The organism is Butyricimonas muris, assembly GCF_046365375.1.
Taxonomy (GTDB): domain Bacteria; phylum Bacteroidota; class Bacteroidia; order Bacteroidales; family Marinifilaceae; genus Butyricimonas; species Butyricimonas muris.
In genome coordinates this window covers 115,190-140,124 of sequence record NZ_JBKEIT010000008.1, presented here as the reverse complement: position 1 = coordinate 140,124, position 24,935 = coordinate 115,190, and the positions used below count along the sequence as shown (strand labels likewise).

The window sequence follows — 24,935 nt, the reverse complement described above, 5'->3', positions numbered from 1 at the left end:
GATTCAATTGCCTAAACCTCCAATTTAGGCAGTTAACTTATTTACGACGGGAAGTGCTGGTAACACTTTCCGTCTCTTTATTTAGTAATGGTTATTTTATTTCCATCCACTTCAAATTTCACTAATAGCGTACGCTGAAGCAAATTCAACACGTCCCGGAAATCCTCGCTCCTGTCCACCCGTCCCGAGAACCGTTGGGAACGGGCATCATCAGCCGCAAACACCACCTCCACATCATACCAGCGTCCCAATTTTTCCATAATCTGCTCCAGACTTTCACCCTCGAAAGAGAAATATCCCTCTTTCCATGCCACGTACGCCGACGCATCCACTTCCGTCACCACACATTCCCCCGTTTCCGTATTCACCTCCGCCATCTCGTTCGGGCTCATCATCCGTTCTCTCGAAGCATGTTCCAAAGACCTTACTCCCACTCGTCCCTCTACCAGCACGGTCTGTACCTGCCGCAGGTCATAGCCGTTCACGTTAAACCGTGTCCCGTAAACCTTCACTTCCACCCCGTTCACGCTCACCTTAAACGGCTTCTTGTCCTTCGCCACCTCGAAATAAGCCTCCCCTTTCAAAGAAACCTCCCTCGTCGTGTCATTAAAAATCACCGGATAAGTAAATTCAGACTCGGAATTCAACCAAACGACAGTACCGTCTGCAAGCTCTACCCGAAACTCTCCCCCGCGAGGAATGATCAATGTATGGTGATCCGCTTTCTTTCCCTGATTTGTCGATTCCGTGTAAGCGATTCCATCCTTTCCCGAAGAAACCACTCCGCCCGCGAGTTGTTTCAACAAATTGCTCTCTTTCGCCAAATTCACCCGTGTTCCATCCCCCGTTACCAGAATCGGTTGCGCTTTCCCGTAAACCGCCACGGGCAACACGTTCTCGGGCATCACCTCCCGCGAACCGTTCGCGTACCAGAAATACAGCCCCACACCCAACAACATGATAAACACCGCCGCGTAGCGAGTGAAATATACCAGACGTCGTTTACTGTTTTTCCGCTTATTCTGCCGAAATTTATCCACGTACCAGTTCCGGTCACGTTGATACGTTTCCCCGGACAATCCCGCGATACCTTCCGAACGGTCAAACTTAGAAATCCGATTGTAAAAAGCCCGATGCTCCGGAGAAGCCTCCAACCAAGCATTCAATTGCTCCTGCTCCTCTTTTGTCAAATCCTCTGCAAGACTCTTCCTAATTAGCGTCCATTCCAAAGATTCATCGTTTCTATTTTCCATAGTTTTCGGGTTTAATTTTTATTAAGACGCCTCAAAAGAGAAAAAGGTTAAGACAAAATATCATTATTTTTTGATAAAAATTTTCAAGGTAGCGCACACCAATAAACAAAACACTAATTAACAACTAATTAGCAAATAAAAAAATCGGATTAAAAAAGTTACCGAAGACAAAGAGTAACTCAACTCTCCCTCTGTTTATAGAGGGAATTCTTCGATTTAGTGATTCAGTGATTGCCGATTCAGTAATTAATGAAACATCGTTTGTGTGGCTGGAATCATTCAATCACTGAATTAATAAACTCCTCCGTCAGCTACGCTGCCACCTCCTCTATAAACAGAGGAGGAGCTGGGATACAGTCTTAAACACTAGAGGAGCAACTTGTAACTTGCAGAAGGCAAGTTGCAACTCGCCGAAAGCGACTCTAGCCCCTTAAAACAAAGCGAACAACAATAAACGATCTTTCAGATAGGGCAATTTTTCCCGGATCATCCGGATAGCCCCGTTCATCTGAACCTTAGCACTATTTTCCGAAATTCCTAATTTTTCGGCTATCTCCTTAAATTTGTAATCCTCCGTGACACGCAAACGAAAAACTTCTTTCATCCCCGGGGGCATCTTATCGACAATTACCTGCAACTCGTCCAACACGGAGCCGTCCTCTATCGCATCCACGGTATCCGAATACAGGTGGGCTTCCAGTACATTCTGTTTATACGAGTCTTTGATTTTCAGATTCCGAAGGAAACTCAGACAACGATTCCTCACTGCCATAAACAGATAGGCCTTTACCGAAGTCGTTATATTCAACACCTCGCTCTTCTCGAAAAGATCCGTGAACAAATCCTGCACGATATCATGAGCTGCCTCGGGATCACATAAATAATTGGCAGCGAAACGATACAAACGGTTATAATATTGCTCGAACAAGAAAACATAAGCCTTCTCCTCCCGGTTCTTTAATTGTTTCACGAGCAAAATATCGTTTTCGTCCATAAAGTGATAGAGTAAGTCCTACAAAGATAACATACGCGAGTTAAAAAGCAAAATATACCCGAAACAATAAGAATACAATAGTAATTTCCGTAATAGTAGTATATTAATTCCGGTTCACTTCCGTATAAAACGCTATTAATTCCCTATTAAAACCCTATATTATAATAGCGTTTTAATAGGGAATTAAAAGCTTATTAATAATATTTCAACCGGAAATGAACCGGAAGTGATCTACTACTATAGTTGATTTCTTCTATATAATGGATAGTACTTCCTCATAACTTCCCACTGAATATCAGACAAAAAAAAGAAATTAGAATTTGTATTCCTCAACAGAACCTATACCTTCGGCAATCTCTTTGATTATACCTTTTTCCACGTAAACCGGACGGGCATATTTCCGTACTATCGGGCGGTAGTGTTCAAAAATCAAAGAAGCTATAAAACAACAGGCACCTGACAACAAGATAATATTCTGCAATCCCGCGAACTTCTCGATAGCCCCCAACACCATACTTCCCACGGGTGCCATACCCGTGAATGCCATAGCCATATACCCCATTACACGTCCCCGCTTATCTTCCCGCGACAGCGTTTGCAACAAAGTGTTGATGGAAGCTACCGCCGCAATAATCATGAACCCGACAGGCACACACAAGACAGCCGCCACCCACGGCACGGTCACGAAAGACATCACGACAAGACCGATTCCCAGCAACGCGCCGGAGAGCATAACCACTTTTCCCAATCCCAACACGCTCTTCCGTGCCGCGAGATATAAAGCCGCGATAAACGACCCGACACCCACGCACGACAGTAACAACCCCAGCATCTCGCTCTCCCCGCCCAAAACAGTCTTCACGTAAGCGGGAATAAACGTCATCAACGGCAAACCGAAAAAGCTAATCGCACTCATCAACAACAACAGCGAACGGATAGGCATATCGTGTGCCACGTACAGGAATCCATCCCGCATATCTTCCCACACCCGTTGTTTCACGACGGTTTTCCGGTTCGGTTTTATCCGCATCATCAATAAGGCGATAATCACGGCGATATAACTGACACCGTTCAACAGAAAGCATATCCCTTCGCCCAACAAGCCGATCAGCACACCTCCCACGGCAGGACCTATCAAACGGGAACCGTTGATCACGGCGGAATTCAAGGCGATAGCGTTACCCAATTTCTCCGCAGGCACCAGACTCGGGTAGAACGACTGGCGGGTAGGATTATCCAAAGCATTGATCAACCCGATAAGCAGGCTCAACACCATAATGTGCCACACTTCGATCCAGCCCGTTAGCGTCAATAATGCCATCAGCAAGGCTTGCACCATAGACAGCGATTGCGTCACGACCAGCAAAGCCCGCCGGTTGAAACGATCGACAAAGACACTCATGTAAGGAGTCACGACCAGCACGGGGATTTGCGCCATAAACGTGACCGTCGCCAACAGGAACACGGATCCCGTCAGGCGGAATACCAACCAGCTCATGGCTATCTGCTGCATCCACGTTCCGACGAGTGACACGCATTGTCCCCCGAAATAAAGCCTGAAATTACGATTCTTCAGCGACGCGAATATCTGGGAGAAAGCCCCCGAGTTATTCGGCAATAACTCACGAAGCTCTCGCCAACCGCCCAAAAATTTATGTCCGCCGCTATTTTTTTTCATGTTTTCTCGTTTACTGGGACAAGTTCTCTCGTTTACCCGAAACTTGTAACCTGCCAACCTGTAACTTGCAACGTGGCGCGGCCACAACAATTCGCAAAAGTAGTTAGTTTTTACTTGAATCATGAAGCAACGCAGAAGAATTTTGGTTACTTTCGCGTAAAGATTAGGGTACATCATGACACTACAAACAGAAAATAGATTATCCGTGGCAGAAGCACAAGCCATTTGCTTGAGGAATAATATTCCTTTCTACTCTTATCGCCTGCCCGGTTCGCGTGAAGTCGTATTCGGGGCACAACTGACCAATAACATCCGCCTTTTTAAAGGATTCGAAAAACACCGGGGCGAGAAAGGCTTCATCATCACCCCTTTTAATCCCGCGTCATGGAGTTTCCCCTTCTTCATACAGGCAGACCTGACGTTCACGGATTATCTCACGGATCAGGAAGCTATCGTTAATCTCCGGAATACCGTGTTCAACACGCCGGGACGTATTTTCACCAAGCAGGATTGCGAGCATTTCGAGTATCTGGACGAATTGCGCACCCTAATCGCCACGTTGAAACGGGAGGGAATGCGGAAAACGGTACTATCCCGCACGATCACCATCCCGTGTGATTCCCTGCGGATAGCTCCCGTGTTGTTTGAACAGATGAGGCAATACCATCATGCCTTTCTTTTCTTTGCCGCCATTCCCGGCAAATGCGCGTGGATGGGAGCTTCGCCGGAAACTTTCTTGAAATACGATCGCAACGGATTTTTCTCCATGTCGCTTGCCGGCACGCAACCCGTGTCTACCGCACAGAACCCGCCGCAATGGGGAGAGAAAGACATCGAGGAACAACAAATAGTAACCGATTATATACAAAATACTTTAAAGCAATTTTTCACCCGCCATCTCGAAACGGAAGGACCGATCACGCTTCAAGCGGGCAACGTGTTCCACCTTTGCACCTTTTTCAGAAGTGACGAGCAGATTCCACCCGACCGGATCGACGAACTGGTCACACAATTACACCCTACCCCAGCCGTTTGCGGTATTCCCAAGAAACGGGCGATGCAAGTGATAACCGAAATCGAGAAGCAGGAACGGGGATATTATGCCGGGTACCTCGGCCCGTTACAGGCAACCGGGGCGTTTGACCTTTTTGTCAACCTGCGCACGATGGAGGTATTCGACGATGCCTTGAAACTATACGTGGGCGGAGGTATCACCCCGTTGTCCGACCCGGAAACAGAATGGCAGGAAACTTGTCAAAAAGCCGATACATTACTCAATTTGATTCGCCAGATCAACTATGGAAAAACTACATTCTGATATCGAGAGCGTTCGCATGCTCGTGAGCCTGCTCGTGCAAAAAAGAGTACGCCACGTCGTCCTCTCTCCCGGTTCCCGCAACGCACCATTGGTGGTGTCAATCGCCCGAGAAAGACGCATACTCCACCGTGTTATCACGGATGAACGCTCCGCTGCTTTCTTTGCCCTCGGGATGGCACAACAAAGTGGTGAACCCGTGGCACTTGTCTGTACTTCGGGTACGGCTTTGTTGAATTACGCACCTGCCGTGGCAGAAGCTTATTATCAAGGAGTGCCGCTTATCGTCATTTCGGCCGACCGTCCCGCGGAATGGATTGATCAGGATGACAGCCAGACAATCCGGCAACAAGGCGCACTCGACCGTTTTGTCAAGAAAAGCTACCAACTGCCCGCGGTGATTGCAAGCGAAGAGGAGCACTGGTACACGAACCGCGTGATTAACGAGGCTATCAACCTGACGAGACTTCCCCGCAAAGGTCCCGTCCATATAAATATTCCCCTGCGGGAGCCCTTGTACGAGTTTCACCAAAAAACACTTCCGGCGGAACGTGTTATTGAAACGACTCCTTCAAGGAATGTTTTCCCGGACGAAATTATAAACCAACTGAGGCAGGAGTTCGCGTCTTCGACCAACGTGATGATCATCGCGGGATTTCAAGCACCCGATCCGGTTTTACAGCGACATATCGAACAACTCGCGGGATTCCCGAACACGGTAGTTCTCACGGAAAGCGTGGCTAACTTGACTACTCCTTGTTCCTTCTCGACGATCGATCGCATTATCTCGACCGTGCGTCCGGGGGAAGCCGGGGCATACGCTCCCGATTTACTCATCACGTTCGGGGGTGCCATTATCTCCCGCATGATAAAGGCGTTTATCCGCGAGCACCCGCCCCGCGTACATTGGCATATAGACGAACGTGCCACCCCGCCGGACACGTACAAGTCCATGACACGGCATCTGCAAACAAATACCGGGGAGTTTTTTAAACAATTCCTGTCAACACCGCTTCCCTTGATATCCGCTTCCGGCTACGCGTGGAAATGGTTGCAAAAAGCGGAATCGGCGACAACCAAACACGAGGCATATATAAACCGCATCCCGTGGTGTGACCTGAAAGCATTTTCCGTGTTGATGCCCTCGTTGCCCGCCGATAGCCACCTGCAACTCGGGAACAGTACTCCCATCCGTTACGCCCAGCTTTTCCGCTATTCCCAAGTATCCCGTTCGGATGCCAACCGCGGAACCAGCGGCATTGACGGATGTACCTCTACCGCTATCGGGGCAGCCTGTTCTTTTGACGGGACGACAACCCTCATCGTGGGGGATAACAGTTTCCTGTACGACTCGAACGCTCTTTGGATGAAACAGATACCAGCCCGCCTGCGAATCATCGTGATGCAGAACGGCGGAGGCGGAATCTTCCGTTTCCTTCCGGGACCGTCGGCATTGCAGGAGGTGGAAAAGTATTTCGAAACACCGCATAAGGTGAACCTGAAACAATTGGCAAAAACCCATAATTTCGAGGTTTACAAGGTCGACAATGAAGCTGCTTTACGGGAAATCCTACCCGTTTTTTACGGACCGTCACAACGTCCGGCGGTATTGATTGTCGAGACCCCGGGGGAAATAAACGGCGAGATTCTGAAAAAATATTTCGAGGCTTTGAAATAGACTTGGAAGTAATTTATTATCTTTAAATCGTGGAAATGAAAAAGAAATTAATCGGATTAAAGATTTTAAGCATTCTTTCTCTCGTTATCCTTTTATCAGGGTGTAATGATGATGAAGAAAAGATTAGCGCCAAGCAAATCCGACAAGCTCTATTCGATATGAAAGGGACATATCATGGTTCCATTGAAGTTGCATTTTATCACGGGGATGAAATCAAAAAGATTGACAACGCCAAAGCCAAATCACGCAATTCACTTTCATTCGTGATGCCGCTTGCACCCATTGCCGACATCATCGACGACAAGCAGGTTGCTAAGACCCTACGTGACATTGAAGAAGTGGAAGTCAAAGCCGAATACGAATTTTTACAAATTGACAACGATGGATACTCCGTGCATTTTGTACTTATTCCGGAAAACATTGTCATTCCCGCCAATGGAAACACGCCGGACATTACGATAGTCCTCGCCGACACGTTCGGCGGTGATTTTGAGAAAGCCTTTAATTTTATCATGTTCAATGTTTCTCCTAAAGAAATTTTAGTGGGAGGCACCAAACTTGATTCTTTCAAACAACTTGTCTATCACTTCAGAGGAGAGTATGAATAATCTAGCTTACAGTATGTAAATATTAAAACCATAAGAATATGTCAAAACGAAACTGGACTACTATCAAAGAATACGAGGATATTAAATTTGAGTTCTTCGAGGGAATAGCCAAAATCACGATTGATCGTCAGGAAGTGTATAACGCTTTTCGCCCGCAAACCAATTTCGAAATGTTGGATGCCATGAATATTTGCCGCGAACGCGGTGATATCGGGGTGGTGGTACTCACGGGGGCAGGGGATAAAGCCTTCTGCTCGGGAGGCGACCAAAAAGTGAAAGGCGTGGGCGGGTATATTGACGAGAACGGGGTACCCCGGTTGAACGTGCTCGACCTACACAAAGCTATCCGTTCACTTCCGAAACCCGTGATTGCCATGGTCAACGGTTACGCCATCGGGGGCGGACACGTGCTGCACGTGGTGTGTGACCTTACTATCGCTTCCGAGAATGCCCGTTTCGGTCAGACCGGCCCGAAGGTGGGGAGTTTCGACGGAGGATTCGGTTCCTCTTATCTTGCCCGTCACGTGGGACAGAAGAAAGCACGGGAAATATGGTTCCTGTGCCGCCAGTACACGGCAAAAGAAGCCGAAGAGATGGGTATGGTGAATAAAGTGGTTCCCTTCGAGCAACTGGAAGACGAAACCGTGGAATGGTGCAAAACAATCATGCAACGGAGTCCGATGGCAATCCGCATGATTAAACGGGCATTGAACGCGGAACTCGACGGACAACACGGGATAATGGAATTTGCCGGAGATGCCACCCTCATGTATTATCTGATGGAAGAGGCACAAGAGGGTAAAAATGCCTTTTTGGAGAAAAGGGACCCGGATTTCCAACAATTTCCCAAGTTTCCTTGACAGCAGGGGCTATAAAATTTGTCATCATCAAGTATCAATATCCGTTCGTTTATTAAACGAAAAAAGATATTTTGTAGTTACAAACGTAATACATTGAAAATAAGCAAATATTCAAAATTCAATCAAAAAGTAAAGAACACAAAAAACAATATCAATAAACGAACGTTTAATAATATAGAATTACACATGGTAGTACATTGATAATGATAGAAAAAGGTAGTCATACGACTGAAAATGCTAAAAATGAAAAGGCTCAGATAGACCAATCACTATTGGACGCATTAATCAAAGGAGAGGAAGCGGCTTTCGAGAAAATATATAAAAGCTATTTCGCTCTCCTTCGAAACTATTCTGCCTCTATCGTGGGTGATTCCGACGCGGCTTACGAGATTATTCAAAATATCTTTGTCGCCTTATGGGAAAACCGTAAAAATCTCGACCGGGAGAAATCTCTCCGCAATTACCTTCTTCGCAGCACACACAACAATTCCTTGCGTTATCTCAAAACCCAATCTCTCCACCTACAACATCAAGAAAACCTCAAAAAGGAAAAAAGCGAAGAGGAACAAGAAAACGTGATCCGACACGAAGAATATCCCGATCCCGAACAACAATTATCCGCTTTACTGAATGAATTACCGGAAAGAAGCCGACAAGTGGTGATCATGAGTCATATCGAGAACAAGAAAAGTGCCGACATTGCCCGAGAATTAGGCATTTCCGTCCGAACGGTAGAAACCATCCTCTACCAAGCAATGAAAAAACTTCGGGGAAAAATAAAAAAATAGTATTTCCGAATACGTAGTTTCGGGAAGTCAGGTATTATATATATACTTTAGTGAATAGTGCGAATGAAAACAGATACAGACAAATATTTGAATCGCCCCATCGGGGAAAATGAAGATGAGTTGCTGGATGAAATCTGGAACTCTCTCCCGGAAGAGGAGTGCGAGGAACATATATTGAACGAGAATTACCAAGACGTGAAAAGCAGAATCCGCCGGAGAAGAAATACCCGCCGGATGTATTGGATTTCCGGCAGTGTTGCCGCGGCTTGCGTGTTCCTGTTCCTGTTTCTGTTGTTCCGTCCTACTGCCTTGCAGGATGTTCCGGTATACGCCCAACTCGATAACATGGGAGTATCCGTTTGCAACGAACAGGTGCAGTTAATTGTCGGGGATTCTGCCGTTTCAAACTTGGGAAGCGACGCGAAGATAAATGTAGACAAACATTCGAATGTCGCACTGCAATCCGCCGACGGGAAAAAGATTATGCTGCAAGAGGCTAAAGTATTGAAAATATACGTCCCCTCGGGCAAGCATTTCAATCTTGAATTAACTGACGGCACACGTATCGTGTTAAACGCCGACACGTGGTTCGAGTATCCCTCGACGTTTGACTCCCAATCGGAACGCAGGGTGAAAATCAACGGAGAGGGATTCTTTGAAGTGAAAAGCGATACGACGAAACCTTTCTACGTGGAAATTCCCAACGGGGAATCGATCCGGGTACTCGGTACCTGTTTCAACGTATCGGCTTATGAAGACAACACGGAAAACGTGACCACGCTACTCTCCGGTAAAATAGCTTATCACGTTCCGGCGAACAACCAAACGGTGACTTTATCACCGAACGAGCAAATTCGCGTGGACAAAGGAACGAACAAGGTAAAAAAACACGAGGTAGATGCCGCGGAATACGCCATGTGGAAAGAGGGCGTGATCTATTTCAACAACGAGAAACTAAGCGTGTTAGCTAAAAAATTATCCAGAATGTACGGTATCGATATTCAGGTATCGGAGGAACACCACGATTCCCGTTTTTCGGGGATGATCCGACACGAGCGGGGAATCGACTACATCACGAGGCTAGTAACAACGACAAGTAATATCAAATGTATTATTGAGAACGGGATTATATATTTAAAGTAGGTAAGAAAGGAGATAACGATTAATAAATCATAGTTAGAGGAACTCCCTCAATATCAAGAATAAAACTTTATTGAAAAATAAAGTTCAAGATTTTGTATGCTTAAAAAAAATGAAAACTCGAGTATAAATAAATATCAATTAACACTAAATCAACATGAAAAAAGACAAATCATTTAGTCTGAGCCGGATGATACCCCGGGATAAACTTCGGGGGAAGATTCTCCTGCCGGTATTTCTGCTTATAGTGCTTTGCAGTTTTACGCGGGTAAGTTACGCTCAAGAGGCACAACTAAATTTAAAACTGGAAAATTCCACGTTGCTGGATGCCTTGAAGAAAATCGGGACTGCCACGGGAATGGAATTCTTTTATAATGCCGGACAAATCACTACTTCCAATAAACGAATCACGAGAGAATTCAAGAACACCCCGTTAAAGGCGGCGTTGGAATACGTTTTGGACGAAACTCCTTTTACATTCAAAATTGAAGATAAGACGATTATCATCACGCAACGTCCGGCGGAACCTCAAAAGCCCCGAACGAGAATCATCGAATTGAAAGGGGTTGTCGTGGACGGCGACACGCGGGAATCGTTACCGGGAGTAACCGTCATGGTCGAAGGGACAACCAAAGGGACTGCCACTAACGCAGACGGACAATTCACGTTTCCTCTCGATTCTGCCGAGTATAATATTATTTTCTCGTACATCGGTTACGAGCGTCAAGTAAAGAAATTTACCGGAAGCAATATGGCGGATTTTCAGAAAATCGTGCTTGTACCTGCCGTTGAGAAAATTGAAGACGTGGTGGTGACCGGAATCTACCGGAGAAAGAAAGAGAGTTTCACGGGATCGGCAAGCACGTATAAGGTGGAAGACTTGAAAGCCGCCGGAACGCAAAATGTACTCCAAAGTATCAGAACTCTCGACCCCTCTTTCAAGATTAATGTCAATAATCAATTCGGATCAGACCCGAACCGGCTGCCGGACGTGGAGATACGGGGCAAGAGTAGTGTCATGGGATTGAAAGAAGAGTACGGTACCGACCCGAACCAACCGTTGTTTATATTGGACGGTTTCGAAACGGATTTGCAGACCGTTATGGATTTGAACATGAACCGGGTTGCATCCGTAACACTTTTGAAGGATGCCGCTTCCACGGCAATTTACGGTTCGAGAGCCGCCAACGGCGTATTGGTTATCGAAACGAAAGTTCCGGAAAAAGGAGTGCTTTCCCTCTCGTACAAGGGTGATTTCAGCGTCACCATGGCTGACTTGTCGGACTACAACCTGATGAACGCGCGGGAGAAACTGGAGTTTGAAACCAAAGCGGGCAGGTACACCAGTACCAGTGGCGACCCGATGGACCAAATCGCAATGGACAATCTCAGGAACCAACGTTTACAAGACATCGAACGCGGTGTTAACACCTACTGGCTCAGCGAACCGATTCGCACGGGTTTCGTGCAAAAACACAACCTTTATGCCGAAGGAGGCGAGGAACGCATCCGGTACGGGCTGGGATTAAGTTACGGCAACACGCAAGGAGTGATGAAAGGTTCCGACCGTCAAACGATAAGCGGAAATATCGACTTGGTTTACCGTACCGGGAAATTCCAGTTCAGCAATAAATTTATACTGGATTACATGAAAACGAATAACCCGGCTGTTCCTTTCTCTGAATACGCGAAGGCCAACCCTTATTTCAGAAAATACAACAGCGAAGGCGGTATCGACAAATATTTATACTACACGGAAGATCCCGAAGAATATTCCGTACCCAATCCCTTGTGGAACGCTCACTTGAATAATTACGACGTGCAGGATCAATTCGGGTTCACGAATAATTTTATCCTCGAATGGTTTGCCACGAATGACTTGCGTGCAAGAGCCAAGTTCGGAATTACTAAAAACAATTCGACAGCCGAGGTACGTCTTTCCCCGCAACACAGTGATTTTGATGAGATGAGCGAGACGGAGAAAGGACTTTACACGAATGCTCAAACGAAAAAACTAAATTACGAAGGAGATATTTCGGTTACCTACGGACGCCTATTCGCGGGAAAACACATGGTAAATGCTGTTGCCGGATTCAATTTCAGCACCAAGGAAAATTCCAAAAACGGTTATAAGGCTATCGGTTTCACGGAAGATGAATTTGATGCCCCGTCTTTCACGAACAGTTACCCGGCAGGCTCTAAACCGACTTACACGGAAAGCAAAACACGTGCCGCCAGTTTCTATATCAACGGGGGATACGCTTATGACAACCGTTACCTGTTTGATTTCAACTACCGCAGTGACGGTACTTCCGTGTTCGGGACAAACAACCGTTTCAGGAACACGTGGTCTGTCGGTTTAGGCTGGAACATACATGCCGAGAAATTCATGGAGAATTGCGATTTCTTCCAGTTATTAAAACTCAGAGGCTCGGTCGGAAACCCGGGGAACCAGAATTTCGCTTCTTACCAAGCATTCTCGACCTACGCTTTCACGCATTGGATGAGCAATATTTTCGGCACGGGGGTTATTCTCGAAGGCTTGGGCAATCCCGATCTGGCATGGCAGGAAACTATCAATTACAGTTTGGGAACCGATATCACGATGTTCAACGAGCGAGTGAACCTCACCTTGGATTTGTACCGGAAAAAGACCGATCCGCTGGTAGCAGCCATCACGACACCGAGCTCTATCGGGGTGAAGAGTGTTATGATGAACATGGGACAACTGAAAACAGACGGTATTGAAGTAACGTTAAAAGTTTCTCCCATTTACCGCCCGCAAGAGCGTTTTGTATGGAATATCAGCCTCAACGGGACGCACGCCAAATCAAAATATTCCAAGATAGGGAATAGGTTACAGTCGATGAACGAACAGAATCAAGAGAACCTGAACACGACCAGATACTATGACGGCGGTAGTCCTACCGATATTTGGGCAGTAAGATCGGCAGGTATCGATCCGGCAACAGGTCAGGATTTATTTATCAAGAAAGACGGGACTTACACCTTTGCGTATGACAAGAATGACGAGGTGGTGGTCGGAAATACCGAACCGAAACTGGAAGGAGTGCTCGGCACAACCCTTTACTATAAAGGTTTCTCGTTCGGATGTTACCTGCGTTACCGGTTAGGAGGTCAGGTTTTCAATAGCGCTCTCTACGAAAAAGTGGAAAATATCAACCGGGAAGGGATCAATTATAATCAGGATAAACGGGCTTTGTACGACCGTTGGAGTACCCCGGGACAAGAGGCTAAATTCAAAAGAATCTCTCTTTTCCAAACGACCGAAACTTCTTCCCGATTCGTGATGGACGAGAACACGCTGAGCGGAGAGTCTTTCAACGTCGGTTACGAGTTTTCCCAACCTTTCATCAAGCATGTCGGGTTGTCCACATTAACCGTGCAAGCTAACATGAACGATATTTTCAGAGTTTCGTCGGTAAAGAGCGAGCGAGGCATTGACTACCCGTTTGCGCGCACGATGTCATTCTCTATATCTGCAACCTTTTAAACGGAAGAATTATGAAAAGAAAAATACAATTAATCACGCTTATATGTTGCTCCCTTGTTTTCGGGGCTTGTGACAGTTGGTTGGACGTAAAGCCTTACGACCAGATAGCGGAAGAAGACCTGTTAAACTCGGAAGCCGGTTTCCAGAAATTACTGAACGGCGTGTACATCGAGTTGAACGACGAGAACCTTTACGGAAGTACCCTCATGGTGGAGATGCTCGAACTCATGGGCGGAGCCTACAAGATCGGCGACGACCAAGCGAAATGGGGGGATTATATTGATTTGAACAGTTACAAATACAGCACGGAATACTGGCGGGGACGTTTGGATAAAGTTTGGGAGAAGGCTTACGCGTTGATCATGAACTGTAACAAGATTCTCGATAACATAGAAGGACGGGAATCACTCTTCACGGGGATCAATTACGATATTATCCGGGGGGAAGCCTTGGCGCTGCGTGCCATGTTGCACTTCGATATGTTGCGCCTGTTCGGACCGGTTTACATGAATAACCCGGAAAACGTGTGTATCCCCTACTATCTGCACCAATCACCGAACGTGAATGATTTGTTACCCGCGAACAAGGTAATGGAATATATCATCGGCGATTTGCAGGAAGCGGAGAAAGCGTTGGCAAATGACCCGATCATCACGAAAGGTACTTTGATGGAGTCTGCCGAGAATGAATCCAATTTCCTGCGTTACCGGGCATTGCGCATGAATTACTACGCGGTACAAGGGCTCATGGCACGGGCTTATCTCTATGCCGGGGATAAAACCAATGCTTCCACTTACGCCAAGAAAGTGATCACGGCGGCAGAAGCGGGGACATTCCCGTTCACGGAAAGGACGGAAGCAAAGAGTGACCGGATTTTCTCGTCAGAGGTATTGTTTGCCTTAACGAACACGAATCGGGTTTTGTTATTCAAGAATTACTACGACCCGTCCCGTAACCCGTCGTTTATATTTACCATGGATGAAAAATTATTGAATTTCCTGTACTCGGCGTCGGGTTCCTCTACCACGAGCGACACTCGTTTTGAAGCCAACTGGGAACAGGCTACTCTTCCCGGATTGACAAGCGGTGCCCGGTATTTCTATAAATACAATGATATGAGTACCACCGGACTGATACAGAACACGATGATTCCGATGTTAAGGTTGGGAGAGATGTATCTGATCGCCGCGGAAAGCGAATCGGAAACTTTGGATGACGGACTTCCATATATCAACACGTTGAGAAATAAAAGAGGTATCACGAATTTGGGTTCACTAACCGTAACGAACCTGACCTACGAATACATGCGCGAGTTGTATGGTGAAGGACAATTATTCTATTTCTATAAACGGACGTTTACAACAATCTTAAACAAAACGAACAGCAGTGGAAGTAAACCTGCAGGCCAAGCGGCATCTACTCAAGTTTTCGTGGTGCCTTTACCCGACACTGAAATCAATAACAGACAATAATACGCGAATCATGAAAACAAGAAATATATTTATATGGATTATGCTCATTCTAGGATTAACCGCTTGTTCAGAAGAAGAAGTTAATACCTATAGTGCAGAGGAAGGTATCTATTTCAACCAACGTATAAGAGTGGGGAATATACTGACGGACAGCACGAATTTCACGTTCGTGTATATCGAGGAATCACAGAACGAGGCAACCGTATCTATTCCGGTTCAATTAGTCGGGAGGGCTACCGATGAACCTCGCCCGGTAAACATTAAAGTTGTCGGGGGAAGTGCAAAGGAAGGGGACGATTTCGTGTTACCCGTCAACCCGGTATTACCCGCGGGTGCCAGTTCGTTCAATTATGAGATTACGTTAAAGCGTTCGACTATCCTGCAGGAAGAAGCAAAAACAATCGAGATTGCCATTGAAGAGAACGAGTATTTCAGACCGATTATCACGCACGAGATCACGGATATCCAAAGCGGTACGGATGTCACGACCATGCGCCATAAAATAGAGTTTTCGGAATTATTCACTGCAGCGCCTGCCGCTTGGGTTACTCAAATATTTGATTTTACCCCTCAGCGTTTCTTTTTAACCTGCCGGGTAATGGATGTACCGAGAGCCGATTTCAATGATAGATCAAAAATCCCGACCGCCCGATTCCGATATTTTATATCTGAAATGGTAAAATATGTAGGAGAACAATTGTTACTGGAGAATCCCGATCCGGAAATCTTTGACGAGGACGGAAATACGATTTTTTAACAACATAAAAAAAGCAGATTATGAAACAGATATTATATAGAATAAAATCACTTTTTTTACTTGTTGCAATAGCAGGTGGAATCAGTGCTTGTGCGGATGATAAAGGTAATTACAATTACCATGATATCCCGGAAGTGAAAATTGAAGGTATCGGTAATTCCATTACGGCTTTGGCATACCAGAATTTGTCTATCCCCGTGCAGTTAGACGGCTTGCAAGCCGATGAAAACCGATATGAATACGAGTGGCAGGCTATCCGCCAATTCAGGGCAGAAGATGAAAATGATGCCGCAAGCGAAGTGTTGGCAACCACAAAAGAATTTAATGATATTATATCTTTACGCCCCGGTCCTTATAAATTGATTTACACGGTAAAGGACAAGCAACTGGACGTATTTTACCAACAACAGGCTAATCTTTCCGTTGTCACGACAACTTCCGAAGGATGGGTTCTTCTTTGTTCCGAGAATGGCAATGTCCGTCTGGATATGATTTCTACCGTGTTAGGAGAAGAGGTACATTCAAAAGATATGCTTGCCGATTCGGATATGCCTTTCAAGAAAGGGCCATTGGCGTTCATCGCTCTTGCCCCCGGAAACGAAGAAAGTTCCCCGCAAGTAGACCCTATATCTCCATTTTATTTGCTTACCGAAGAAGGAACTACCCGGTTGCATAAAGATGCTTTCGAATGGAAAGAAGAGTATCTTATGAAATACGAAATGGGGGACATGAGCGATGCCAAACCTACTCATATCACATCAGCAGGATATTTTCGGATGATGGTAACACCGGATGGAATACATAGTAGTAATTTCGGTTCAGGAACCGAAGCATTGTGGGAATCAAAATTGAATTATCTCCGTAATGGCGATAACACGAAAGAGTATATACAAGTCGCACCATACGTGGGATGTAATATCACGAATCCGGCACAAATGGCTCCTATTTTCATGTTTTATGATTTAGACCATAAACGATTTGTTTACCATCCGGGAGGTATGTACGGGGCATTGATCCAAGATCTGACTGTCGGTTGCGTGAACATGAGCGATGATGAAGCCGGAATAGATGCTTCTTTTTCATTCCCAATAGGATACAACTACATCTACATGGAAAATACCGGACGTCAATATACGGAAGGCGCCATGGGCGGCTTTAATAACATCACTTTTACGATTCTGGAGAATAACGGCATTTATCATCTCTACGGGATCTCGTTAAACGATTATTATATGTTCATGGTGGGAATGGCGACAGCCCCCTACACAAAAACCCACTACGCAGACCTCTCCAATTGTACCGATATCACACGAGCAAAACATTTTGCATTCAGCCCCTTGAACAATCAGATGTTTTATGCCGTGGACGGAAAGGTTTATCGGGTGAACTTGGACACGAGTTCCCCTTCTGCCGAATTCCAGTTTGACGTACCGGGAGAAATTACTTGTCTGAAATTCTATCTATACAGGAACGCAGAAAATGCCAGACGTTCTTACGATCTGATCGTGGGCAGCGACAAGGGCGGTACTGACGGAGGTGAACTCAGAGTGTACGAAGCCATTGATAACCTTGCACAAATAACCGATTACAAAGAATATCATTCCGGTTTCGGCAGAATCGTGGATATTATCTATAAAGAACCTATAACTCAAGAATAAAAAATGAAATACATTTTATTTATCGCGTTCATTCTATCCGTCGTCAGTTGTGCAAAACACGACGGATATACCCTCACGGGACACGTCCCCGAAGCATGGGAAGGGAAACCCGTTTTTCTGGCACTGGATGATACAAATCAACCTCATTTTATCGACAGCACGAAAATATCGGGAGGCAAATTCAAATTCCAAGGTAAATTCGAAGTTCCGCATTATTGCACGATTAACATTTACCTTGATCCCAATGACCGACAGACCCGTAGTAAAATTATAAACTTCTCGTTATTTATCGACAGCACAGCGGTAGAAGCCACTTGCGACTATTCCGGCAAACACCCCGTGTTCCAAATCTCCGGAAGCGGCACACAAACTGAATACCAGAACTACCTGAGCGAAATACAACCCATGGAAGATGACCGGAGTAAAACGTTCCACGCTTACGGGGAAGCCTACTACAGCACGAAGGATTTAGCGAAAGCGATTGACCTTGCCAAACTTGTCACGGAAAAAAGACTCGCGATCAGAGAGGCTAAAATGAAATACCTGAAAGCGCACCCCGAATCCGCCATCAGCGTTAAGATAGCGCAAGAACTCTCCGACAGAAATTCCGACCTTTCCCTGAAAGAAATTGAAGGATTGTTCACCAGCCTATCGCCCGAAATGCAAAATTCGGAAATGGGGCAGGCTCTTCGGGCAACAATTCAAGGCAGACAGGTATTTATCGGAAGTGCTTTCATCGATATGGAACTCACGGCACCGGACGGAAGCAAAAAGAAGATATCGGATTTCGTGAAACCCGGATGTACTACATTGATCGAATTTTGGGCATCTTGGTGCAATCCCTGTCGTGCGGAAATTCCCCACATGCGTAACACGTACAGTAAATACCATCCCAAAGGGTTAAATATCGTGAGTATCTCCATTGACAGTGAGCCCAAGAATTGGCTTCAAGCCATGGAAGAGGAAAAAATGCCTTGGGGACAATTACTGGATCAAGACAGAACGGCATTCCGAGGATATAACCTGACCGGAGTCCCTTCCTCTATCCTTGTAGACGACAAGGGAAAGATTATTAACGTAAACGCAAGAGGCGGATGGCTGGATGCTGCCATGCAGGAAATCTATGATTAATTATTAATATATACTTGAAATGAGAAGCTTTATATTTATTATTTTACTCTCGCTCGCTTGCTCTTGTTCACAGAAGAACAACGACGATATTGTCGTGGACTTCAAAGTGCAAAACATGACCTATTCCAAGATCGCCATTGTTGTCAGCCCGGAAATAATCAAGGAAATGGATCTGGACAAACACGGGAAAGCCACCTGTACATTGCAGGGCAATGTGATATATGCCCGGCTGTTTTATGGCGAGGAATCCAAGAATGTTTTTTTCCGGAAAGGCGATCGTGTAACGATTTCTTTTGATGCCAACAATTTTAAGGACGGCATGAAATTCGAGGGAAAGAATGCTCCGGCGATAGAATACCTTAATTCTATCACTTATGCCCCGATAAATCCCCCCGATTACGAGCGTTCATTGGACGGGATTATGAGTCTTGCCAACGAGAAGATAGACGAGGCTACCGCCTTACTGAAAGCCCGAAAACTGGAAACGACAAATCCCGAATTTGTAAAACTGGAAGAGGGACGAATTAAATATTCATATCTGGTTAGTTTGGTTATGTATCCCATGGGGCATGTCATGTTCGACACGACTTATCGCCCGAACGAGGAGTATTATTCAACGTTGGAACAATATGTACAAGAGGATGAGAGTTTGATTGACCTCGACATTTACAGGGAATTTATTATAGAGTCCGCTCTTATACTTGGAAGCAAGGATAAAGAAATCTCCGACATTTACAATAAAAATGTTGCCCGAATGAAATATATCGCTCAACATTTCAAAAATGACAAGCTAAAACAATCTCTTCTTAACGAGATTGCAGTCAGACAGATAAAGAAAAACGGTATTAATAATATCACCGAAATGGAAAATATTTACAATACCTACGTGACAGACCCGACTTTACGGGCTGCCTATAAAACAGAGTACGACAAATGGAATATTGCCGTTGCCGGAAAACTTTCCCCGGACTTCAAAGCAAAAGACATTAACGGCAAAACTTACTCCTTGAAGGATTTCAAAGGGAAGTATTTATATATCGATATGTGGGCAACGTGGTGCGGTCCCTGCAAAAGAGAAATGCCCTACCTGAAAGAACTGGAAAAGAAAATGGAAGGGAAAAACATCACCTTCCTCGGTCTTTCCACTGACGAGGACAAAGCGGCATGGGAAAAAATGGTCAAATCGGGAGAACTCTCCGGCGTTCAACTTTTGCTTGGGCGAGGGAGTCAATTCCAACGGGATTATAATATCAACGGCATCCCTCATTTCATTCTTATTGATCCGGATGGCAAGATTATTACCCCCAAAGCTGTCCGTCCTTCTTCCCCGGACGCCGAAAAGATTTTAAACGCTCTTCCTAATATTTAACCCTAACGCCTCCCTCCACAGGTGGGAAAACAGCTTGGTTAATTATTATTCACGAAGAGAAGTAATTACCGAAGCGGTTTCTCTCCCCCTGTGTAAGGGGGTGTTGGAGGGGGGAGCTCGTACAAACCGACTTTTTAGCCTCTTCCTTGCTTTCATTTACAGAATATCTTACTTTTGCTTGTACAAAACCGAAGAATGATATGTTACAAGCAAAGTACACGAGATATATTCTGAAATTCAAACAACCCGCGGGAACCTCCCGCGGCATTCTCACGGAAAAAGAGACTTGGTTCATTAAAATCTGGGATTCGGAACACCCCGAAATATACGGACTGGGGGAATGTGCTTTATTCCGAGGATTAAGCGCAGACGACCGCCCCGAATACGAGAGGAAACTACAAGAAACCTGCCGGGATATTGGCAAAATACGCCATATACACTACTTCCGAAACTGGAGTTCTATCAGCTTCGGAGTGAATACCGCCCTGTCGGATTTAAAAAACGGAGGCAAACGCATTATCTATCCCGGTCTTTTTACCGAAGGACAAAAAGACATCGAGATTAACGGTTTAATCTGGATGGGTGATAAGGATACCATGCGCCAACGGATTATCGAAAAACTGGATGCCGGATTCCATTGTGTCAAACTGAAAATCGGGGCTATCGGTTTCGAGGAGGAATTAGATTTATTACGCTATATCCGAAAACAATTCAGCAAAGAAACCGTCGAGTTGAGAGTAGACGCGAACGGGGCTTTTACCCCGCGGGAGGCTCCCCGTAAACTGGAAGAACTGTCACGCTATGACATCCATTCAATAGAGCAACCTATCCGCCAAAGACAGTGGAAAGAGATGGCTGCTTTATGCCGAAATACCCCTATCCCGATTGCTCTGGATGAAGAATTGATAGGAATTAACAAAACAGGTGAAAAAGGTGAGTTACTTGACATGATTCATCCCCAATATGTTGTAATAAAGCCATCTTTAACAGGAAGTTTCTCCGGCTCATGGGAATGGATAGCACGTGCTCGGGAACGCGGTATCGGCTGGTGGATTACTTCCGCGCTGGAATCCAATATCGGACTCAACGCCATCGCACAATGGACTGCTTATATATTGAATTTCCACCCGACGGGTATGCCCCAAGGACTGGGAACCGGACAACTCTACACGAATAATATTCCCGCCCCGCTGGAACAAACCGGTTCGACTATCCGGTATAACCCGCAATGTTCATGGGATGTAACCCCGATAGAATTTTAGATTATGACAATCAAAATAAACGGTATTCGCTACACCATGCCGGAAGCATTGCAGGCTATCAACAATCCGGATGTAGTCACATTCCTGCAAGAATGGTATGACGATAAAGACCACGTGACCGGACATACTTCCGGCTCCACGGGAACACCGAAAACTATCCGGTTGTCAAAGCAGGACATGCTGGCGTCAGCTAAAATTACAAACGCATACTTCGATATCCATTCCGAATCCCGTTTATTATTATGCCTCTCCCCGTCGTATATCGCCGGGAAGATGATGATTGTCCGCAGTATTCTCGCGGGAGCCGATTTAATTGTAGTTCCCCCCTCGTCATCCCCGTTGAAGAATTTAGAACAAGACATTGACTTTGCCGCCATGGTTCCCATGCAGGTAGCAACCTGTCTTGCCACCCCGGAAACAGCAGAAAAATTCTCCCGAATCAAACAAGTAATTATCGGGGGTGCAGCCCTTTCCCCGGTACTGGAAGAACGCCTGCAACAAGTCCCCACACGTTGTTATTCCACCTACGGCATGACTGAAACCGTGTCACACGTTGCCCTGCGGGATATTAACGGCGTAAAGAAATCACCCGACTACTTTGCCTTAGGCGACGTGCATTTCGAAACAGACGAAAGGCAGTGCCTAATCATCCACGCCCCACATTTGCATCAACAAACCTTTACCACTAATGACATTGTTAATCTCGTCGACACGACACGTTTCGAATGGCTGGGACGTCATGACAACGTGATTAATTCCGGAGGCATAAAATTATTCCCCGAGAAAATCGAAGCAAAGATTGCCCTCCTCGTGAAACAACGTTTCTTTATTATGCCCGAGGAGGATACCCGACTGGGACAACGAACCGTTCTCGTCATTGAAGATATACCATGGGATAAGGCAGGAAAAAAACGACTTCAGGAACAACTGAAACAGCTATTACACCCATACGAAGTACCTAAAAAGATTTACTTCCGGGAACATTTCACGGAAACTTACTCGGGAAAAGTCATCCGAAAACTAATGTAACAAAAACTTTTCTATCTTTGCCGCACAAAAAACATACAAATTAGAGTTGCAATCCAGCGAGTTTCCGGTTTCTCAACTTGTAACCTGCCAACTTGCAACCTGTAACTCAAAAACAAAGTTTTTGAACTTATGAACTACAAGGAAGTTATCGAAAATATATATAACGAGGTAAAACCTTTCTTCGGGAAAGGAGAAGTCGCCAATTATATACCGGCACTGGCAAACGTGAACCCGCGACAGTACGGGATTGCCATAGCTACCATGGACGGGCAAATCATCGGCACGGGAGATTACCAGACCAAGTTTTCCATCCAAAGTATATCTAAAGTATTCACGCTCGCCATGGTCGTGCGCCACATGGGAAGTGACCTGTGGCAATACGTGGGACGGGAACCGTCGGGAACTCCTTTCAATTCGCTCGTCCAGCTTGAACATGAACACGGCATTCCCCGTAACCCGTTCATCAATGCCGGGGCTCTCGTGGTCACGGACAAATTGATGAACCTCTACCACCGTCCCAAAGAAGCGATACTCCAGTTCGTGCGGGGAGTCGCCGGCTCGGAAGATATTTATTTTGACAAAATTGTAGCCCAATCGGAACAGGAACACGCCAGCCGTAACCAAGCCTTGGGATATTTCATGAAAAGTTTCGGAAACATCGACAACGACGTGGATTCGCTTATTGACGTGTATTGCAATCAATGCAGCCTTGCCATGACTTGCGAGGATCTGGCAAAATCTTTTCTCTTTCTGGCAAATCACGGGGTGAACCCGCACAACGACGAACAAATCCTGACGGTCAGCCGCTCGAAGCGCCTCAGTGCCTTAATGCTTACCTGCGGTTTCTACGACGAATCGGGAGATTTCGCGTTCCGGGTTGGTATGCCGGGTAAAAGTGGCGTAGGCGGGGGAGTGGTCGCCATTATCCCGGGTAAACTCAGTATCGCCGTGTGGAGCCCTGAACTAAACGAACACGGGAACTCGTACATGGGTATAGAAACACTCGAAAGATTCACCACGAATATCGGGATTTCTATTTTCTAATCAAGATATATAATTCTTGATTTTCTCGCGCTTATTCCTTACTTTTGTTAAGTAAGGATAAATTAGCGTTTATGAGGAAAATCATCTTCTTTGGGCTATTGCTGTTTTTTTCTTGTAACCGGGACGAACAAATCACGGGAAAAGAAACACAACTTTTGTTCCAAAGTTACACGCCCGGTAACGCATCTCTCCATACCCCGGCTTTCGAAACGCTGGCTCTGTTCGCCATAGACCGGGATAACCGTGTTGTCCGTCACGAACATTTCACCCGAAATGATTTGCATGAAAACACGCTACGGGCAAAACTTCCCTTCGGACGCTATCGCCTCGCTTGCGTGGCTAACTGCCCGGATATAAATTTTGATACAGGAGAAACACTGGAAAATATACTACTCCGTTTACCTCAAAAAGGAGAGATTTTTGAAGAGGCGGATGATATACTGACATCTCTCCAAAGTGTAAGTATCTCGGAAAATAAAGACGCCGTCTTTACCGTAAATCTTTATCGAAGGGTGGCTCAATTGCAAGTGAGGCTGGAAAATATACCCGAAGAGGTCGATAATGTGAATTTTGAACTGTCATTCGTCCCCTCCGCCATCAATTTTACAGGCTCAAACACGAATACATTCGGGACAATCACGAAACCGATGCATCGGGAAGCAAATCAAGGGCATGTCGAACTCTTGACTTTTCCCGCCGGAAAAGGAGAAGCAACCCTGTCCGTCACCTATCGCACGGGAGATAAAGAAAAACGCAAAATCATCCCGTTCACGGAAAGCATAGACACGAACCGAATCATCCGGGTGGAAAGCAGTTTTCTTGAATTGGAAGAAGGAGGATTGCAAGGAAATGGCATCAATCTATTGGAAAACGGGGGATTTGAATCATGGAAAGCTCCCGACAAAGAACCCGACCACTGGCGTTTCTTTAGAGACGGGCGGGATAGCTGCGCAATAAAAGTAAACGGGGATAAAACACGCTCGGGAAAACAAGCGGTATTCCTGCAAGGAAAGACTTATCTATACCAAGATGTTCCCGTCGAAGCCCTCACCCGCTACGAGATTAAAATGTTCGTGAATGCCCCGTCCGCTAATTTCTCATGGAAATATTACTGTTACTGGCGAAAGAACAAAAGTACGGCTCTCCCGTCGGAATACAACAAACCGATTCAAGCACAAACTTATCTGAAGCAAACCGACGAGTGGATTAATGTCTTCAACGGCAAAACATTCACCGCCCCGGAAGGAGCAAAATATTTGCGGGTGGAAATCCGCACCTATGGTAAGGCTATTGTCCCCGACGAGGGTATTTATATTGATGATTTTAGCGTAGAACTCGTCGAATGAGATACTTTCATACCAGAAAATCATGGAATTCCTTTTAAG

General features: G+C 45.7%; 19 protein-coding genes. 16 read left to right on the top strand and 3 right to left on the bottom strand.

Translation table 11 applies throughout. From position 1 onward, the window contains the following. Positions 1 to 77 precede the first annotated feature (77 nt). The 3 genes from ACK8P8_RS14215 to ACK8P8_RS14205 all read right to left on the bottom strand — a co-directional run bounded on the left by ACK8P8_RS14215 (position 78) and on the right by ACK8P8_RS14205 (position 3,925). Positions 78 to 1,253 carry a FecR family protein gene (locus tag ACK8P8_RS14215; RefSeq protein ID WP_369860367.1) on the bottom strand — a complete coding sequence of 392 codons (1,176 nt, stop codon included), beginning with the start codon at positions 1,251 to 1,253 and terminating at the stop codon, positions 78 to 80. A 430-nt stretch (positions 1,254 to 1,683) separates the two neighbouring features. Beyond that, on the bottom strand, positions 1,684 to 2,247 hold the full coding sequence (locus tag ACK8P8_RS14210; protein WP_099291475.1) for an RNA polymerase sigma-70 factor: 564 nt from the start codon (positions 2,245 to 2,247) through the stop codon (positions 1,684 to 1,686). A 313-nt stretch (positions 2,248 to 2,560) separates the two neighbouring features. Beyond that, entirely contained in the window at positions 2,561 to 3,925 is a 1,365-nt protein-coding gene (locus tag ACK8P8_RS14205) for an MFS transporter (RefSeq protein ID WP_369860368.1), read from the bottom strand. A gap of 175 nt (positions 3,926 to 4,100) precedes the next feature. On the opposite strand from ACK8P8_RS14205, the gene ACK8P8_RS14200 reads away from it, so the two are divergent. The 16 genes from ACK8P8_RS14200 to ACK8P8_RS14125 all read left to right on the top strand — a co-directional run bounded on the left by ACK8P8_RS14200 (position 4,101) and on the right by ACK8P8_RS14125 (position 24,896). Continuing rightward, the gene (locus ACK8P8_RS14200) at positions 4,101 to 5,243 is read left to right on the top strand and encodes an isochorismate synthase (RefSeq protein ID WP_099291473.1); all 1,143 of its coding nucleotides are present in this window, start codon (positions 4,101 to 4,103) and stop codon (positions 5,241 to 5,243) included. Next, entirely contained in the window at positions 5,224 to 6,918 is a 1,695-nt protein-coding gene (gene menD / locus ACK8P8_RS14195) for a 2-succinyl-5-enolpyruvyl-6-hydroxy-3-cyclohexene-1-carboxylic-acid synthase (protein ID WP_369860369.1), read from the top strand. The genes ACK8P8_RS14200 and menD overlap by 20 nt, the downstream gene beginning before the upstream one ends. A gap of 35 nt (positions 6,919 to 6,953) precedes the next feature. Then, positions 6,954 to 7,526 (top strand): DUF4840 domain-containing protein, encoded by a 573-nt coding sequence (locus tag ACK8P8_RS14190; protein ID WP_227216453.1) that lies wholly within the window; start codon positions 6,954 to 6,956, stop codon positions 7,524 to 7,526. Between the two features lie 38 nt (positions 7,527 to 7,564). After that, positions 7,565 to 8,386, top strand: coding sequence for a 1,4-dihydroxy-2-naphthoyl-CoA synthase (menB, locus tag ACK8P8_RS14185; RefSeq protein ID WP_099291470.1), 822 nt, complete (start codon positions 7,565 to 7,567; stop codon positions 8,384 to 8,386). Between the two features lie 203 nt (positions 8,387 to 8,589). Continuing rightward, positions 8,590 to 9,174: an RNA polymerase sigma-70 factor gene (locus tag ACK8P8_RS14180; protein WP_369860370.1), complete on the top strand. Its 585-nt coding sequence runs from the start codon at positions 8,590 to 8,592 to the stop codon at positions 9,172 to 9,174. Positions 9,175 to 9,237: 63 nt separating this feature from the next. Further along, complete coding sequence (locus ACK8P8_RS14175) at positions 9,238 to 10,317, top strand: FecR family protein (RefSeq protein ID WP_369860371.1); 1,080 nt, start codon at positions 9,238 to 9,240, stop codon at positions 10,315 to 10,317. A 154-nt stretch (positions 10,318 to 10,471) separates the two neighbouring features. After that, on the top strand, positions 10,472 to 13,828 hold the full coding sequence (locus tag ACK8P8_RS14170) for a SusC/RagA family TonB-linked outer membrane protein (RefSeq protein ID WP_369860372.1): 3,357 nt from the start codon (positions 10,472 to 10,474) through the stop codon (positions 13,826 to 13,828). Between the two features lie 11 nt (positions 13,829 to 13,839). Further along, positions 13,840 to 15,300, top strand: coding sequence for a RagB/SusD family nutrient uptake outer membrane protein (locus tag ACK8P8_RS14165; protein WP_369860373.1), 1,461 nt, complete (start codon positions 13,840 to 13,842; stop codon positions 15,298 to 15,300). A gap of 10 nt (positions 15,301 to 15,310) precedes the next feature. Beyond that, positions 15,311 to 16,057 carry a DUF4843 domain-containing protein gene (locus ACK8P8_RS14160; protein ID WP_369860374.1) on the top strand — a complete coding sequence of 249 codons (747 nt, stop codon included), beginning with the start codon at positions 15,311 to 15,313 and terminating at the stop codon, positions 16,055 to 16,057. A 20-nt stretch (positions 16,058 to 16,077) separates the two neighbouring features. After that, positions 16,078 to 17,715, top strand: coding sequence for a PKD-like family lipoprotein (locus ACK8P8_RS14155; RefSeq protein ID WP_369860375.1), 1,638 nt, complete (start codon positions 16,078 to 16,080; stop codon positions 17,713 to 17,715). Between the two features lie 3 nt (positions 17,716 to 17,718). Further along, a complete protein-coding gene (locus ACK8P8_RS14150) occupies positions 17,719 to 18,846 on the top strand; it encodes a redoxin domain-containing protein (RefSeq protein WP_369860376.1) in 1,128 nt (375 codons plus the stop codon). A gap of 19 nt (positions 18,847 to 18,865) precedes the next feature. Beyond that, positions 18,866 to 20,215, top strand: coding sequence for a TlpA family protein disulfide reductase (locus tag ACK8P8_RS14145; protein ID WP_369860377.1), 1,350 nt, complete (start codon positions 18,866 to 18,868; stop codon positions 20,213 to 20,215). Positions 20,216 to 20,415: 200 nt separating this feature from the next. Continuing rightward, positions 20,416 to 21,477 carry an o-succinylbenzoate synthase gene (locus ACK8P8_RS14140; protein WP_369860378.1) on the top strand — a complete coding sequence of 354 codons (1,062 nt, stop codon included), beginning with the start codon at positions 20,416 to 20,418 and terminating at the stop codon, positions 21,475 to 21,477. Positions 21,478 to 21,480: 3 nt separating this feature from the next. Further along, positions 21,481 to 22,506 carry an AMP-binding protein gene (locus ACK8P8_RS14135; RefSeq protein WP_369860379.1) on the top strand — a complete coding sequence of 342 codons (1,026 nt, stop codon included), beginning with the start codon at positions 21,481 to 21,483 and terminating at the stop codon, positions 22,504 to 22,506. A gap of 129 nt (positions 22,507 to 22,635) precedes the next feature. Beyond that, positions 22,636 to 23,550 carry a glutaminase gene (locus ACK8P8_RS14130; RefSeq protein WP_227216423.1) on the top strand — a complete coding sequence of 305 codons (915 nt, stop codon included), beginning with the start codon at positions 22,636 to 22,638 and terminating at the stop codon, positions 23,548 to 23,550. A gap of 71 nt (positions 23,551 to 23,621) precedes the next feature. Beyond that, positions 23,622 to 24,896 (top strand): FimB/Mfa2 family fimbrial subunit, encoded by a 1,275-nt coding sequence (locus ACK8P8_RS14125; protein WP_369860380.1) that lies wholly within the window; start codon positions 23,622 to 23,624, stop codon positions 24,894 to 24,896. Positions 24,897 to 24,935 lie beyond the last annotated feature (39 nt).